Genomic DNA, 13999 nt, shown 5'->3' on the forward strand with positions numbered 1-13999 from the left:
CCCGCCCCACGCCTTCGCGGGGGCCGGCTCTAAAGATTGCGGGCATGACGGGATACCCCTGTCGAGCTTTGGGTTGCGGGCGTCAGCCCGCGCTAGGCGCCGTCGAAGGGCCTGCGCCACCACTCGTGTGCGAGCGCTGACCGCTGATGGATGACGGCTGAAACCTACGGAGTGTGTGCGCGAAAAGCGAGCCGGTGAGCTCAGCGCTACGCGCTGGAAGCGCGAAGCCACGTCTGCGACACCACCGACTCGAGCCCGAACCACCGGAGTCCCCTCCTGATGTCGAAAGCCACGCGACAGAGTGTGACGAGCACGAACTAGAACTCGCGTAACGTACCCGAGATTTCGCCGTCAAGGAGTTTTCTCGCGCGGCAGCAGAAAACCGCGAGCCTTAATCAAGTCTATTTTGCACCTCGGCCCTCTTGCACTATCCGCCAACTTCGAGCAGCCATCCATTTTCGTGCTTTCGGCATTTCGTGCTTTCGTGATTCATGCCCCGCTTCCGGACCCGGCCGCAGGCAATCCTGCTGCGACCCGCACTTCCGCCGAAACTTCCCCGCGTGAACATGCGGCGCTCCAGCCCAGGGGTACCGCTGCGTCACTGGCAGCAGTTCTCGCCCGCTAGGCATAAAGCATCTACGGTCGAGCGGCCCGTACTCGACCTACAAACGCATGCACCGGCGAGTGAACCTCCTCGTATCGTATATGCGGCGGATCATTCACCGAGTGTCACCCGTCAAGGGTCCACGTCGTGGACGCGGTGGTATGGCTGCGCCCCGCGCAACGATGCGGAAGGAGGGAGTGAGACGCGAAGGGAGACCTGTGGAGCGATGAGCGATGGCGTCCCCGGTCACGAAACCAGTACGCGCGGCGATTCGGCCGCGGGCGCGGCGCGCTCGGGTGCTACAGCCCGGCGGCCATGCCGCCGGCGATCGGGAGGGCCACGCCGTTGATGTAAGCCGCGCCCGGTCCACAGAGGTAGGCCACGACGTCGGCGACCTCATCGGGCGAGCAGGTGCGGCGCAGCGCAATCCGTTGCGCCGCACGCTGGCGCGCCTGCTCCACCGTGATGCCCTCCATCGCCGAGATGAATTCGTACTCGCTCTGGCCGAGGTCGGTATCGACCATGCCGGGGCAGACGGCGTTGCAGCGAATCCCGAACTGACCGAACTCGGCGGCGATGGCCTTGGTAAATCCCACCACGGCGAACTTCGAGGTGTGGTAGCCGCACATCAATTCGCCGGCGCCGAGACCGGCGAGCGAGGAGGTGTTGACGATGACCCCGCCGCCGCGCTCGATCATCTTGGGAATCACCAACTGACAGCAATGGAACATACCAGTGACATTGACCGTCAGGCTGAGATCCCACTGCGCCTGGGTCATCGCCAGGAACGGCCCGACGCCGACGGCGGTGCCGGCGTTGTTGAACAGGATGTCGATGCCGCCGAACTTCTCGCTCGCCTCTGCGACACAGGCCGCCACCTCGTCGCGGCGGGTGACATCGACGCGGCAGGCCAGGCCGCGGGCGCCGCGCGCCTCGATCTCGGCAACGACCGACTGCAAGCGCTGCCAATCGTCGCCGACCTCATAGAAGGCGAGGTCGCCCTCGTACTTGCGGCAGAGGTCGGTGACAACGACGTTGGCGCCCTGCTCGGCCAAGCGCAGCGCGGTGCTGCGGCCGATTCCGTGCGGGCGTCCCGCGCCGGTGACGATCGCAACCTTGTCTTGCAGAGGCTTCATGTCTTCCCGACCGCGCCGCGCGGCCGCCTACATGTACTCGGGCTGGCGCGCCAGCTGGCCGAAGAGCTCGTCTTTGCGTGCGATCAGATCACGCACGGTGAAGGCGGCGTTCGACTGGCTGATCTGGCTGGCCGGGTGCCAGCCTTTGACCAGCATCAGCTCGCCGCCCCAGATGATGAACCCCTGGCCGTTGATATCGCCGGCGGCCTCGCCGGCGAGGAAAGTCACCAGCTGTGCCGGCCAGGCCGGGTTGAAAGCGTCGAAACCGCTTTCGGGTTTGGCGAACAGGCTGCTGTTGGGCATGGTATCGGTCATGCGCGTGCGCGCGCGCGGCGCGATGAAGTTGGCGGTGACGCCGTACTTGCCCATCTCGCGGGCGATGCTGATGGTTAGGGCGGCAATCGCGGCCTTGGCCATGGCGTAGTTGCTGTTGCCGGCCGTGCCCATCAAGCCGGCTTCCGAGGAGGTGTTGATCACCCGGCCGTAGACCGTGCCGCCGCTCTGCTTGGCGACCTCGCGCCAGCGCACGCAGGCGTGGTGGATCATGGCGAAGTGGCCTTTGCAGTGCACCCGCAGCACCAGATCGAACTCCGCCTCCGACATGTTGAAGCTCATCCGGTCGCGCAGCACACCGGCGTTGTTGACCAGGATGTCGAGCTGGCCGAAACGCTGGTAGGCCAGCTCGATGGTGCGGTGCGCACCGTTCCAATCGGCGATGTCTTCGTAGGTCGCGAGCGCCTCGCCGCCGGCAGCTTTGATTTCATTGACCACCGAAGCCGCCGGAGTCTGATCGCTGCCCTCGCCGTGCACCGAGGTGCCGACGTCGTTGACCAAGACGCGCGCCCCTTCGGCTGCCAGCGCCAACGCTTCTTCGCGGCCGAGCCCACGCCCGGCCCCGGTTACAATCGCCACTCTTCCGTCCAAAAGACCCATTCTCAGTTCCTCCAGTTCGCTGGTGTCAGGCCGGCCCGCTGCTAGTAGTTCGGCGGGGGCGGGCGAGTCAATGGCGCCGGCCGCGCCCGGCCCGTCCAACGGTCGGAGAAACCCAGTGGTTGGCGCTGTGCCGGCACCGTGGTAGCTTCCGCGCACCGGCAGCGCGCACCGAAGACAGCATGGCCAGGCGGCGGCGCACAGCGCGGGCGGTCCTGGGGCCGTGACGGTACGGCTGCTGCTGGTTATTGAGGTGAAGCATGTCGGCACAAGCTGGGGTGGTGGCGGCGAGTGAGCCCGGGCGAATACCCGGCGGAATCGCGGAAGTTGCCATCCTCGCCTATCCGGTTGTGCTGCAGACACTCTCCGACACCCTGATGCAGGTGGTCGACTCGGCTATCGTCGGTCATCTCGGGGTCACCGAGTTGGGCGCCGTCGGCTTCGGCGGGGTATGGCTGTGGACGCTGCTGTGCGCGTTTGTCGGCAGTGCCACCGGGGTGCAGACCTTCGTCGCGCAAGCCTTCGGTGCCGGGCAAGCACGGCAATGCGGGCGCTGGGTGTGGCAGGCGCTCTACGTCTTACTGCCAGCGGCGGTGGTCTGGGCGGTCGTGATCGCGCTGGCATTTGCGCCGCTGTTGGAGCTGCTCGGACCGTCACCCGAGCTGCGGGCGCTGGCGGCGCACTATGCCCAGGCGCGCCTGTACGGTGTGCCGGCGGTGGTGGCCGGCGTGGTGTTTACCTCGTTGCTTCGTGGGCTGGGCAACACGCGCACGCCGCTGTTGGTGACCATCGCCGCCAACCTGCTCAATGCTGGGCTGGCCTACGCCTTGGTGTTTGGCCGCTTCGGATTGCCTACCTTGGGAGTGGCGGGCGCCGGGGCCGCCACTGCCGTTGCCAACTGGGTATACGCGCTGACTCTGCTGGTCGTACTCATGCGCCCGCGGCTAGCACGGGCGTACGGCACGTGGCCGGTGCGCCCGCAGCTGGAGGCCTGCCGCCGCTTCGCCCGCACCAGCCTGCCGATCGGCGGACAGTGGGTGCTGGACATGGTCTCATTCGCCCTCTTCTCCACCATCATTGTCCGCATGGGCAACGCGCCCATGGCCGCCAGTCAGGCGATGATACAGCTGCTCGCGCTGTCGTTCATGCAGGCGTACGGGCTGTCGATTGCGTCGGGTGCGCTGGTCGGCCGTTACGTCGGGGCGCAGGAACTGGAGTCGGCCGAGCGCAGCCACCGCTCGGCGATGCAGCTGGGCATGGGGTTGGCGGTGTTGGTGGCGGCGCTTTTTGTTGCCGTGCCGGACCTGTTGCTCGGCATCTTTACGCGTGATCCCGAGGTCGTCGCCCTGGGCCGGCCGTTGCTGGCGTTGGGCGCGTTGTTCCAGCTGCTCGATGCCGCCGGCATCATCGCCGGCGGTTCGCTGCGCGGCGCCGGTGATACCCGCTGGCCCTTCCTGGTGCAGACCGGGTTGGCGTGGCTGGTGCGGCTGCCGCTGGTCTACCTGATCGCGGTCGTGCTCGGCGGCGGGGTGGTGGGCGCGTGGTTCGGCGAACTGGGCTACGTGACGGTGTTGGGCTCGACGTGGCTGCTGCGCTTTCGTGCCGGCGCCTGGCGCGCGATCCGGATTTGACCGAGATAATTCAGGGCCAATCCGGCGCCGACCCCAGCGGCGGGGCAAGTCTTTGCGCCCGCTTTGCGATGGGCGCTTGGTAGTGGTAACCGGGGCAAGGGCTCATGTACGCTACGCGGCGTTGGTTTCAAAGCGAAGACTGGTGGGCTGTTTGGATCGGACTGGCAGTGTTTGCGCTGTCACTGACGGCGACGGCCGGCCTAGATTTGCTGGGGTGGGCGGTGGCGACCCGGGGCTGGCTCGAACTTTCGAAGGCGCTGGCACCGGTGTCGAAATCGTACGCGCAACTGCCGGGGTTCGTCTCTCTGCTGCTGACCTATCTCTTTCTGCTGGTGGTTATGGCTACCGGCGCCGGCGCGCTCGGGTTGAATCTGCGGCGGTTTGCAGTCGGGTTCACGGTCTTATTCTGGCTGAGTTATGGCTGCTGGCTGATCGGCAACTACGCCTACATCGCCGCGACCCCGGACCAGCGCCCCGGTTTCGGCATCGGCTGGTCACTTGGTCTCACCGGCGAAGCGGGCTTCATCGTGGCGTTGCTGGCCGGGCTGACGCTGGGGAACTTCTTTCCGCGCGCCACGGCATTGCTCAAAGAAGCGACGCGGCCGGAGTGGTACATCAAAACTGCGATCGTGTTGTTGGGCGCAACGCTGGGGGTGCAGGCGGCCGGTGCCACCGGCTTGGCCACCGCGATCATGTTCCGCGGCCTTGCCGCCATCGTCGAGGCCTACCTGATCTACTGGGCGCTGGTGTACTTCCTCGCTCGCCGCTACTTCGGCTTCAGTCGCGAGTGGGCGGCGCCGCTGGCCTCGGGCATCTCGATCTGCGGCGTCTCGGCCGCCATCGCCACCGGCGCCGCAATCCGCGCCCGGCCGGTGGTGCCGATCATGGTCTCATCACTGGTGGTGGTGTTTTCGGTGGTGGAGTTGTTGCTGTTGCCGTTGCTGGCGCAAGCGCTGCTGGCGCACGAGCCGATGGTGGCCGGGGCGTGGATGGGCCTGGCGGTCAAGACCGACGGCGCGGCGGTGGCTAGTGGCACCATCACTGAGGCGCTCATCCGGGCCAAGGCGTTGGCGGAGTCAGGCGTTCGCTACAAGGAAGGCTGGATATTGCTGACCACCACCACGGTGAAGATCTTCATCGACGTGTTCATCGGCGTCTGGGCGTTCGTACTGGCATTGGTGTGGGTCTACGGCATCGACAAGCGGCCGGGCGAGCGGGTGGCGTTGCGCGAGATCTGGCAGCGCTTTCCCAAGTTCGTGCTCGGGTACGGCGCTACCTTCGCCGTGCCCTTTGCCGCGGTGCTCGCTGCACCCGACCTCGCCGGCGGCCTGAAGGCAGCGACCGCGGAGAGCAACGTCTTCCGAGTGCTGTTCTTCGTCATGACCTTCTTCTCGATCGGGCTCGTCTCGGACTTCAAGCGGCTGTGGGAGGAAGGTATCGGCCGATTGGCGGCGGTGTATGCCGTAAGCCTGTTCGGCTTTATTCTCTGGATCGGTCTGGCGATCTCGTGGATCTTCTTTCACGGCGTCCGCCCGCCCCTCGAAGGAGCACTGTGACATGGACCAGCGCCCGCCCGGCGAAGTCGAGGTGCGCATCGGCGACGAGCTCGCCCGGATTCCGTTCGAGCCGCTATTACCGATCGAGAAGAAGCTGATCGCGTGGTGCCTGGTTCTCGGGGTCTTGCTGATGGCGGTGCTGGTGTGGGTGAGCTACCGCTTCTTTGCGGTGCCGGCGGCGGGGTGAGCTGGTACGGGCTGCGAGCGCACGAGCCGCCGGCGTCGCCGCCCAGCCTTGCGCCGCCGGCGCCGGCAGTGTATCTGCCGCACACCTGATGAAACGGGGTGCACGATGATTAAACGAATCCTGGTACCGGTAGACTTCTCCGACACCGCGCTGCAGGCGCTCGACTACGCCATCGAGTTCGGCAAGCCGTTTCGCCCCGAACTGGTGGTGTTGTTCGTCGTCGAGCCGGTGTACTACGCCACGCCGGCGGATTTGTACGGGCCGGCGGCGAATCTGAGCATGCTGCTCGATGAGCAACGCCGCATCGGTAAGGAACAGCTGCTGCGCTTGGCGGCAGAGCTGGAGAAGCGCGGCGTGAATGCGCGCACCGTGTTGCAGACGGGCACTCCCTTCCAGGTGATCGTCGACACCGCCGAGCGGCTCAAGGCCGACCTGATCGTCATGGCCACCCATGGCCGCACCGGCTTGTCGCACGTGCTGCTGGGCAGTGTGGCCGAGCGGGTCGTGCGCAGCGCCGCCTGCCCCGTGGTCACCGTCCGCGGCTACAAGCCGGCGAAGCGCAAGCCGCGAACGAAGCGCCCGTCGCGTTAGAGTGCCAATACCCGCCCGTGCTGAGGATCTCCGTCAGGAGTATCGAGGCATGAGCAGACCAAAGAGCACACGCCCGTAACCTCAGCCATAAATTCGATCTCGGCCCCGGCGAAGGCAGTCTGTGCCCACGCTCGTCGGCGGGCTTCAACTCCACGGTGCGCAGCGAGGCCGACGCCTGAACGGTTCTACCCGCGGGCCAGGGTGGCGACGCGGTGCTCGACGAAATCGAGCACCGGGGCTTCGAGGCAGGTGGCGTTGAGGGCGTTGATCTCTTGTACGCCGGTGGGGCTGGTGACGTTGACCTCGGTGAGGTGGCCGCCGATGATGTCGAGGCCGACGAAGTACAATCCGTCGGCGCGCAGGCGCGGCGCCAGCTGAGCACAAATCTCGCGGTCGCGTGCCGTCACTTCGGTTCGCACGCAGGTACCGCCGACGTGAATGTTGCCGCGGTGCTCGTCCTCGCGCGGCACGCGCAGCACGCCGCCGAGCGGTTCGCCGTTGAGCACGATGAGCCGCTTATCGCCCTGGCGTACCGCCGGCAGGTAGCGCTGCGCCATGATGAGCTGGGCGCCGTTGGCGGTCGCCATCTCCAGCAGTGCGTTGAGATTGCGGTCGCTGCGGTGCAGATGAAACACGCCCGCGCCACCGCAGCCGCCGAGCGGCTTGATGATCATCTCGCCGCCTTGTTCTTCCATGAACGCCTTCAAGCGCACCGGGTCGTTGCTGACCAGGGTGGCGGGAATGACCTCGGGGAAGTTGAGCGCGTAAAGCTTCTCGTTGGCCTCGCGCAAGCCGCGGGGATGGTTGAGCACCAGACTGCGGCGCCCGTCAACCAGGCTGAGCAAGTGGGTGGTGAAGAAGTAAGCCAGATCAAAGGGCGGGTCCTTGCGCATGAAAACGGCCTCGAACCAATCGAGGCGGGCGATGCGCTCTTCAAATAACTGGTAGTGGCGCTGCGTCTCGCGCTCGCTCGCCGGCACGCGGCACACCTCGGCCCGGCGCAGGCGGGCGTGTGGTGTAGCGTGGTCGAGGAACAAGTCGCCCGGCTGGCAGTGGTAGACCTCGTGCCCGCGCCGTAGCGACTCCAACATGAAGACGAACGTGGTGTCCTTATCGGGCAGGACCCGATCCAGCGGGTCCATGACGAAGGCGAAGCGCATGGCGAGCTGATGCTACGAAGCGGGAGCGCGTGACGCAAGCCGGGCGCCTAGGCCCTAATCCGGCGCTAAGGTTTCCAAGAATTGTGCAAGCCCTTGTGGCCAGCTGCCGAAAGCGCTGCATCTACGCGACCCTGCGGGTTCTCCGGCGGCCGTGCCTGGCATGGCCCGGCGATGCTTAGCGCCGGATTAGGGCTAGGCCCGGCCGCCGAGGTCGCCCCAACGGGCTTGTGCCAGCGCCGCCGCGGTGATGGCGGCGGTCTCGGCGCGCAGCATGCGCGGGCCGAGTGAGACGCTACTAAAGCCGGCGGCCTGCAAGCGCGTTACCTCATCGGTTGTGAACCCACCCTCGGGACCGACGGCAATTAGCACCGAGGCCGGACAGCCGCCGCCGGGGAACCCCGCCGCCGCACTCGCCTGCTCCCAGCAGACGAGCCGCAGGTCAGCCGGGCGCCGCGCCAGCGCTTCCAGTGACTCGGGTCCGTAAATCCGCGGTACCGCGCTGCGCCCGCATTGCTTGGCGGCACTGAGCGCAATCCGCTGCCAGCGCTCGCGCCGGCTGCTACCGCTGCCGCCGAGGGTCCGTTCGCAGCGGAACACCACCACCTCGGCGACCCCCAACTCGGTGGCCTTCTCGATCACCAGGTCAAGCTTGTCAGCTTTCAACAGGGCGACTGCCAGCGTCAGCGCGAGCCCAGACTCGCGCGGCGCCGGCACCCGTTCAGTCACTGTCAGCTCGATCAGTTCAGCGGTGGCCGTGTTCACGAGCGCGTCGTATTCGCGGCCGCAATCGTCGAATAGCTCGACCCGCGCCCCGGGCCGCAAGCGGCATACACGCGCGTGGTGGCGCTCTTCTCCTGTCAAGACGGCACGCTCGCCGGCGATGGCGTCGTGCGCTACGAAAAACCGCGGCAGGCGTTTGCGGCTCACAGTAGGTGCGGCCGCAAATGTAGAGTCACCCACTCGCCCATGGCGATGCGAGCGTGCTCAGCGAGGCCGTGAGCGGCAAACGCGCCGGCGACGTCTGCGACCTCGGGTAGCAGGATGCCGGACACTATCAGCTGCCCGCCGGGCGCCAGTGCAGCCGCCAGCGCTGGCGCTAGCTCGATGAGCAGCGAGCTGAGCAAGTTGGCCACGACGAGGTCAAAGCGGCCAGAGGTCTCTCCCAGCGCACCGACCACCTTTACTTTGTCGCTCACGCCGTTGCGCGCGCAGTTTTCGCGTGCACAGCGGCAGGCCTCGCTATCGCTATCGACGGCGCACACCTCGGCTACCCCGAGCTTGGCGAGCGCGATGGCGAGGATGCCCGAGCCCGTGCCCAGGTCGAGCGCCCGGTGAGGTGGCTGCGCCGCCACGGCGCGCTCCAGCAGCAGCAGCGACGCCTGCGTGGTGGCGTGGTGGCCAGTGCCGAAAGCCAGCCCCGGATCAATGACGATGGCGATGCGCCCGGTGGGGAGGTCGTTGATCCACGGCGGCACGAGGTACAGCCGCTCGCCGATGGCCAGCGGCGGGAAGTGGTCCCTCCAGTTATGGGCCCAGTCCTGCGCTGGCAGATTGTTGGTGGTAATGCGCGCGACAGCGCTGATATCAGCGCAAAATGCCCGCAACGCCGCCAGCTGCTGGCGGGCATCGGCGGCAAGGTAAGCGGTGAAGGTCACCGTCGGCTGCCCGTCGTCGGTGACTAACCCCGGTGATCCCAGGTCGAGCAGGAAGCTGGCCAGCGCTTCACCGAAAACACTGGGAACTGCAACCGTGACTTCCGTCCACGCACCGGGCATTGCCTGCGGCCTCATGTCGCTCGTGGCTTGGCGAACAGGTATGCGATACCAATGCTCAGCAGGTACAGCACCAACAGCGGCCCGGCCATCAACATCTGCGAGGCGATATCGGGTCCCGGTGTCAACATGGCCGCCATGACAACGATGAGCAGCACGGCGTAACGGAGGTAGTGCAGCATCAACGCCGCGGTCACGATGCCGAGGCGGGCGAGGAAGAACGTGATCACCGGCAACTCGAAGGTCACCCCGAACGCCAGCAGCATGCGGGCGGTGAATGTCAGATACTCGCTGATGCGGATCTGCGGGTCGACGCGAATGGTGCCGTACTCCTCGACGAAGAACCGGTAGCCGACGGGCAGCACCAGGTAGTAACAGAAGGCGGCACCGGCGAGGAAGAAGATGGTGCCGAAGAACACGAACGGCTGAGCGTAGTGCTTCTCGTTGTCGTACAGCCCGGGCGCGATGAATTGCCACAGCTGGTAGAGAATCACCGGACTGGCGGCGAACACACCGGCGAGGAAGCACACCTTCAACTTGGTGAAGAACGCCTCCGCGACACCCGTACCGATCAGCTGCACCGCCCCCGCGCCCGGATTGCCTTGGCTGAGGCTGGCATTGAGGCTCAGCAATGGTTCGGTAAGAAACCCGAAAAGGATCTCGGCGAAGTAGTAAGCCACCATGAATGCTAGGCCGACGGCGAGCAGCGCCCGGATTAGCCGCCAGCGCAGCTCCTCGAGGTGCGCGGTCAGCGGCATCTTCACATCGACCGACATATCTTTATTTGGGGGTGCAGGCGCCCAGGCGGTGCGGCCAGCCGCAGCGCGCTCAGGTGGTCTCGGTTGTCGGCGGCGCTTCGCTGGCAACCGTCTGCGAAACCGGAGTGTCGCTACCGGCCGGTACTGTGTTGGGCGCCGCCGCCGCGGCCGCCGGTGGCTCGGCTTTCGCGACGGGGGACTTGGCGGGCGCCATGGCGGCCCGGGTTTCCTCTTCGAGCATGATCTGGGCGTTGCGCAACTCGTCGGTGATGCCGCTGGTGGCTTTGCGTAACTCGCCCAGGGCCTTTCCTAGTGCCTGGGCCACTTCCGGCAACCGTTTCGGCCCCAGAACAACCAGGGCGACAACCATAATCACGAGTAGTTCTGGCAAGCCGATGCCAAACATGGCGCTTCCGCTAACGACTGTACGCTAGGAGAATCGCGGCGGGGAGTCAATTGAGGCAACCCTTCGCCCTGACACCGCGCCGGCGCTCTGCTACAAGGGCGCCATGGGCGAAACGGGTGTCGTCATTGATCCGCGCTACTTGGATCACGACACCGGGCGCGGTCATCCCGAGCGGCGCGAGCGGGTGGCGGTGTTGTTGGAGCTGGTACAAGAGCAGGCGGCACGGGTGCAGCCGATCGCCGCAAGGGCGGCGACGGGGGAGGAGTTGGCGTTGGTGCATGACGGCGCCTACGTCGAGGAGGTGGCGCTGACGCAGCACTTGCCGCGTTACGCTTTTGATGCCGACACGCCGGCGTCGCCGCAGTCGTACGCGACGGCGTGCTTGGCGGCGGGTGGTTTCCTCGCCTTACTCGAGGCGATCATGGCGGGGCAGGTGGACAACGGTTTTGCTTTGGTCCGGCCGCCGGGTCATCACGCCGAGCGTACGCGCGCGATGGGCTTCTGCCTGTTCAACAACGTGGCGGTGGGGGCCGAATACCTGCGGCGAGTGCATGGCCTGTCGCGCCTGCTGATCGTGGACTGGGACCTGCATCACGGCAACGGCACGCAGCACATGTTCGAGCGCGACCCGGGAGTGCTCTACATTTCGACGCACCAGTATCCGTACTACCCCGGCAGCGGCGCGATGGAAGAAGTCGGGCGGGGCGAGGGCGAGGGTTTCACCGTCAACCTGCCGTTCCCGGCCGGTTTCGGCGACGCCGAGTTTGCCGAGGCGTTCACCGCCGTGGTCGAGCCGATCGCGGAGCAGTTCGCGCCCGAGTTCGTACTGATCTCTGCCGGCTTCGATGCGCACGTGCGCGACCCGCTCGGCGGCCTAGAGGCCACCGAAGCCGGCTTCGAGCGCATGGCGCGCTCGCTGCTGGCGATAGCGCAGCGGCACGCCGGCGGCCGCTGCGCCGCGATCCTCGAGGGGGGCTACGATCTCACCGCGATTCGCCACTGCGCCGCCGCGGTATTGGCGGAACTTCGCGGCCCGGGTGGCGAGGTCCGGCCCGCACCCGCCAGCCGTGCGAGTGCGTTGTTGGAGCAGGTGCGGGCGGTCCAGCGGCGATACTGGAAGCTCTGAGGCGGTGGCGGGTAGGCCGAGCCCCTTAGCGCGAGCCGATGCGGCTTTCGCCGCGGCCGTGATTCTCCTATAAGTGACCGAACTGAAGGGCCGCTGCGCAGAAGCCAACGGGTGTCACGAGCGCACGCCGCGAGGGAGTACCATGAAGTACAAGTGCTGGTTTCAGTGCATCAACCCCGAGTGCGGGAAGACTTACGACATCTTCGAGATCATCTACCGCTGCCACGCCTGCGGCGAGCTGCTCGAAGTGGTGCACGACATCGACCGGCTGCGCCGGGTGAGTGCCGAGGGTTGGAAGAAGTTGTTCGACAAGCGGGTGCGCTCGACGCAATGGCCTTACGGCTCCGGCGTGTGGAATCGCAAGGAGATGGTACTGCCGTCGCTCTCCGACGAGCACATCGTCAGCATGTACGAAGGCAACACCAACCTTTTTTGGGCCGAGCGCTTCGGCCGGCAGATCGGCCTCGAAGATCTTTGGGTCAAGCAGTGCGGCAACTCCCACACCGGCTCATTCAAGGACCTCGGCATGACCGTGCTGGTCAGCGTCGTGAGCGAGCTGCGCCACAAGGGGCAGAGTGTTCCGGCGGTAGCCTGCGCCAGCACCGGCGACACCTCGGCCGCGCTGGCCGCGTACTGCGCCGCGGCGGGGATTCCGGCGGTGGTGCTGCTGCCGCGTAACAAGGTATCGCTGGCGCAGCTGGTGCAACCGATCGCCAACGGTGCGTTGGTGCTCTCACTCGACACCGACTTCGACGGCTGCATGGCGATGGTGCAGAAGATCACGGAAAGGGAGAACATCTATCTCGCCAACTCGATGAACTCGCTGCGCATCGAGGGGCAAAAGACCGTCGGCATGGAGATCGTGCAGCAGTTCGAGTACGAGGTGCCGGATACCATCATCATCCCCGGCGGCAATCTCGGCAACGTCAGCGCGCTCGGCAAGGGCTTGATAATGATGGAGCAGCTCGGCATGATCGCCAAGCGGCCGCGCATCGTCGTGGCCCAGGCCGCCCGCGCCAACCCGCTCTATCTCAGCTACCTCAACGACTTCCGTGAGTTTCAACCGGTCCAAGCCCAGAAGACGCTGGCCAGCGCGATCCAAATCGGCAACCCGGTGAGCTTCAAGAAGGCGGTGCGCACGCTGCAGGAATTCAACGGTATCGTCGAGCAAGCCACCGAAGAGGAGTTGGCGGACGCCGCAGCGCTGGCCGACCGCACCGGGATGCTCAACTGCCCGCACACCGGCGTAGCGCTGGCCGCGCTGCTGCGCCTGCTGCAGCGCAAGGTGATCAAGCCGCACGAACGTGTGGTGGTGATTTCGACTGCCCACGGGTTGAAGTTCACCGAATTCAAGGCCGGCTATCACCAGCGCAGCTTGCCGGACGTGCGCAGCCGCTATGCCAACCAGCCGGTCGAGCTACCCAATGACCTCGAGGCGGTGCGCCGCGCGCTGTTCGAGCGCATCGAGCAAATGCAGCTCTCTGAGCGCACCCAACCCGAGATCGGCTAGCAGCCGCAGGCAAGGCGGATGCCGAGCGACTGCTTCGGATTGGCGCAATGGTCAACCATACCACGCACCCGCAGCCGCAGGGTTACCGGCTGTTGCAGCGCACCGATCCGGAGCCGCTACTCCGCACCGAGATCGCGGCGAAGCATGGTGCGGCCGACGCCGCTGATCACGCCATTGTCTGCGCCGCCTGCCGCCACCCGATCACTTCGGAACGGGCGCGCATTTGCGTCAACCGAGCTCACCTGCACCGCTGCGTAAACCCGGCGGGCTACGTCTTCGAGATCGGCTGCTTCGGCAGCGCAGCGGGGTGCAAGACGTGGGGTGCACCGAGCCCGGAGCACACGTGGTTTCCCGGCTTTGCGTGGGACTACGCCCTGTGCGGTGACTGCCGCGGTCATCTCGGCTGGCGCTTCAGCGGCGCGGCGGGCGCGGCCTTTTTCGGCCTGGTGCTGAACCGGCTTGTGAGCGAAGAAGCCTCGCGGCGATGAAGCGTGTCCTTCCGGTGAGCATGCATGCGCGCTGACGTCGCGTTCGACTAACCTCCCCGGCCATCTCGACGAGAGGAGAATTGTCGAATGGCAAGGGAGAACAGCGCAACGCAGGGACTGGCACGACTGAGTGAGCTGCGGCGG

At 66.2% G+C, this 13999-nt stretch carries 14 protein-coding genes; 7 read left to right on the forward strand and 7 right to left on the reverse strand.

Translation table 11 applies throughout. The features are described 5' to 3' along the window. Positions 1–903: 903 nt before the first annotated feature. Both HY699_16505 and HY699_16510 read right to left on the reverse strand, forming a co-directional pair. Positions 904–1740, reverse strand: coding sequence for an SDR family oxidoreductase (locus HY699_16505; protein ID MBI4517406.1), 837 nt, complete (start codon positions 1738–1740; stop codon positions 904–906). Positions 1741–1767: 27 nt separating this feature from the next. After that, positions 1768–2673, reverse strand: a complete 906-nt coding sequence (locus tag HY699_16510) for an SDR family NAD(P)-dependent oxidoreductase (protein MBI4517407.1) — start codon at positions 2671–2673, stop codon at positions 1768–1770. A gap of 257 nt (positions 2674–2930) precedes the next feature. Between HY699_16510 and HY699_16515 the strand changes: the two genes are divergently transcribed. The 4 genes from HY699_16515 to HY699_16530 all read left to right on the forward strand — a co-directional run bounded on the left by HY699_16515 (position 2931) and on the right by HY699_16530 (position 6635). Continuing rightward, a complete protein-coding gene (locus HY699_16515; GenBank protein ID MBI4517408.1) occupies positions 2931–4301 on the forward strand; it encodes an MATE family efflux transporter in 1371 nt (456 codons plus the stop codon). Positions 4302–4405: 104 nt separating this feature from the next. Beyond that, complete coding sequence (locus HY699_16520; protein ID MBI4517409.1) at positions 4406–5857, forward strand: putative sulfate exporter family transporter; 1452 nt, start codon at positions 4406–4408, stop codon at positions 5855–5857. Between the two features lies 1 nt (position 5858). Beyond that, positions 5859–6044, forward strand: coding sequence for a hypothetical protein (locus HY699_16525; GenBank protein ID MBI4517410.1), 186 nt, complete (start codon positions 5859–5861; stop codon positions 6042–6044). A 105-nt stretch (positions 6045–6149) separates the two neighbouring features. Next, entirely contained in the window at positions 6150–6635 is a 486-nt protein-coding gene (locus HY699_16530) for a universal stress protein (GenBank protein MBI4517411.1), read from the forward strand. A 185-nt stretch (positions 6636–6820) separates the two neighbouring features. Here HY699_16530 and gshB read toward each other — a convergent pair whose 3' ends face one another. From gshB to tatB, 5 genes are all read right to left on the reverse strand, one after another. Beyond that, positions 6821–7795: a glutathione synthase gene (gene gshB, locus HY699_16535; GenBank protein MBI4517412.1), complete on the reverse strand. Its 975-nt coding sequence runs from the start codon at positions 7793–7795 to the stop codon at positions 6821–6823. Between the two features lie 192 nt (positions 7796–7987). After that, positions 7988–8722, reverse strand: a complete 735-nt coding sequence (locus HY699_16540) for a 16S rRNA (uracil(1498)-N(3))-methyltransferase (GenBank protein ID MBI4517413.1) — start codon at positions 8720–8722, stop codon at positions 7988–7990. Further along, on the reverse strand, positions 8719–9585 hold the full coding sequence (locus HY699_16545; protein ID MBI4517414.1) for a 50S ribosomal protein L11 methyltransferase: 867 nt from the start codon (positions 9583–9585) through the stop codon (positions 8719–8721). Before HY699_16545 ends, HY699_16540 begins: the two co-directional genes overlap by 4 nt. Then, positions 9582–10343: a twin-arginine translocase subunit TatC gene (tatC, locus tag HY699_16550; protein MBI4517415.1), complete on the reverse strand. Its 762-nt coding sequence runs from the start codon at positions 10341–10343 to the stop codon at positions 9582–9584. Before tatC ends, HY699_16545 begins: the two co-directional genes overlap by 4 nt. A gap of 52 nt (positions 10344–10395) precedes the next feature. Continuing rightward, the gene (gene tatB, locus HY699_16555) at positions 10396–10731 is read right to left on the reverse strand and encodes a twin-arginine translocase subunit TatB (protein MBI4517416.1); all 336 of its coding nucleotides are present in this window, start codon (positions 10729–10731) and stop codon (positions 10396–10398) included. Between the two features lie 103 nt (positions 10732–10834). On the opposite strand from tatB, the gene HY699_16560 reads away from it, so the two are divergent. The 3 genes from HY699_16560 (at position 10835) to HY699_16570 (ending at position 13855) form a co-directional block, all read left to right on the forward strand. Further along, the gene (locus HY699_16560) at positions 10835–11857 is read left to right on the forward strand and encodes a histone deacetylase (protein ID MBI4517417.1); all 1023 of its coding nucleotides are present in this window, start codon (positions 10835–10837) and stop codon (positions 11855–11857) included. A gap of 142 nt (positions 11858–11999) precedes the next feature. Further along, positions 12000–13367, forward strand: coding sequence for a threonine synthase (thrC, locus tag HY699_16565; GenBank protein MBI4517418.1), 1368 nt, complete (start codon positions 12000–12002; stop codon positions 13365–13367). A gap of 47 nt (positions 13368–13414) precedes the next feature. After that, positions 13415–13855 (forward strand): hypothetical protein, encoded by a 441-nt coding sequence (locus HY699_16570; protein MBI4517419.1) that lies wholly within the window; start codon positions 13415–13417, stop codon positions 13853–13855. Positions 13856–13999 lie beyond the last annotated feature (144 nt).

The organism is Deltaproteobacteria bacterium (genome assembly GCA_016210005.1).
Taxonomy (GTDB): domain Bacteria; phylum Desulfobacterota; class Binatia; order HRBIN30; family JACQVA1; genus JACQVA1.

What these genes read in the sequence shown, in the direction of transcription:
- HY699_16530 (MBI4517411.1), top strand. Translation starts at nt 6,150, where the DNA reads ATGATTAAACGAATCCTGGTACCGGTAGACTTCTCCGACACCGCGCTG.
- HY699_16510 (MBI4517407.1), bottom strand. Translation starts at nt 2,673, where the DNA reads ATGGGTCTTTTGGACGGAAGAGTGGCGATTGTAACCGGGGCCGGGCGT.
- HY699_16525 (MBI4517410.1), top strand. Translation starts at nt 5,859, where the DNA reads ATGGACCAGCGCCCGCCCGGCGAAGTCGAGGTGCGCATCGGCGACGAG.
- HY699_16515 (MBI4517408.1), top strand. Translation starts at nt 2,931, where the DNA reads ATGTCGGCACAAGCTGGGGTGGTGGCGGCGAGTGAGCCCGGGCGAATA.
- HY699_16505 (MBI4517406.1), bottom strand. Translation starts at nt 1,740, where the DNA reads ATGAAGCCTCTGCAAGACAAGGTTGCGATCGTCACCGGCGCGGGACGC.
- HY699_16570 (MBI4517419.1), top strand. Translation starts at nt 13,415, where the DNA reads ATGGTCAACCATACCACGCACCCGCAGCCGCAGGGTTACCGGCTGTTG.
- thrC (MBI4517418.1), top strand. Translation starts at nt 12,000, where the DNA reads ATGAAGTACAAGTGCTGGTTTCAGTGCATCAACCCCGAGTGCGGGAAG.
- gshB (MBI4517412.1), bottom strand. Translation starts at nt 7,795, where the DNA reads ATGCGCTTCGCCTTCGTCATGGACCCGCTGGATCGGGTCCTGCCCGAT.
- HY699_16520 (MBI4517409.1), top strand. Translation starts at nt 4,406, where the DNA reads ATGTACGCTACGCGGCGTTGGTTTCAAAGCGAAGACTGGTGGGCTGTT.
- HY699_16560 (MBI4517417.1), top strand. Translation starts at nt 10,835, where the DNA reads ATGGGCGAAACGGGTGTCGTCATTGATCCGCGCTACTTGGATCACGAC.
- tatC (MBI4517415.1), bottom strand. Translation starts at nt 10,343, where the DNA reads ATGTCGGTCGATGTGAAGATGCCGCTGACCGCGCACCTCGAGGAGCTG.
- tatB (MBI4517416.1), bottom strand. Translation starts at nt 10,731, where the DNA reads ATGTTTGGCATCGGCTTGCCAGAACTACTCGTGATTATGGTTGTCGCC.
- HY699_16545 (MBI4517414.1), bottom strand. Translation starts at nt 9,585, where the DNA reads ATGAGGCCGCAGGCAATGCCCGGTGCGTGGACGGAAGTCACGGTTGCA.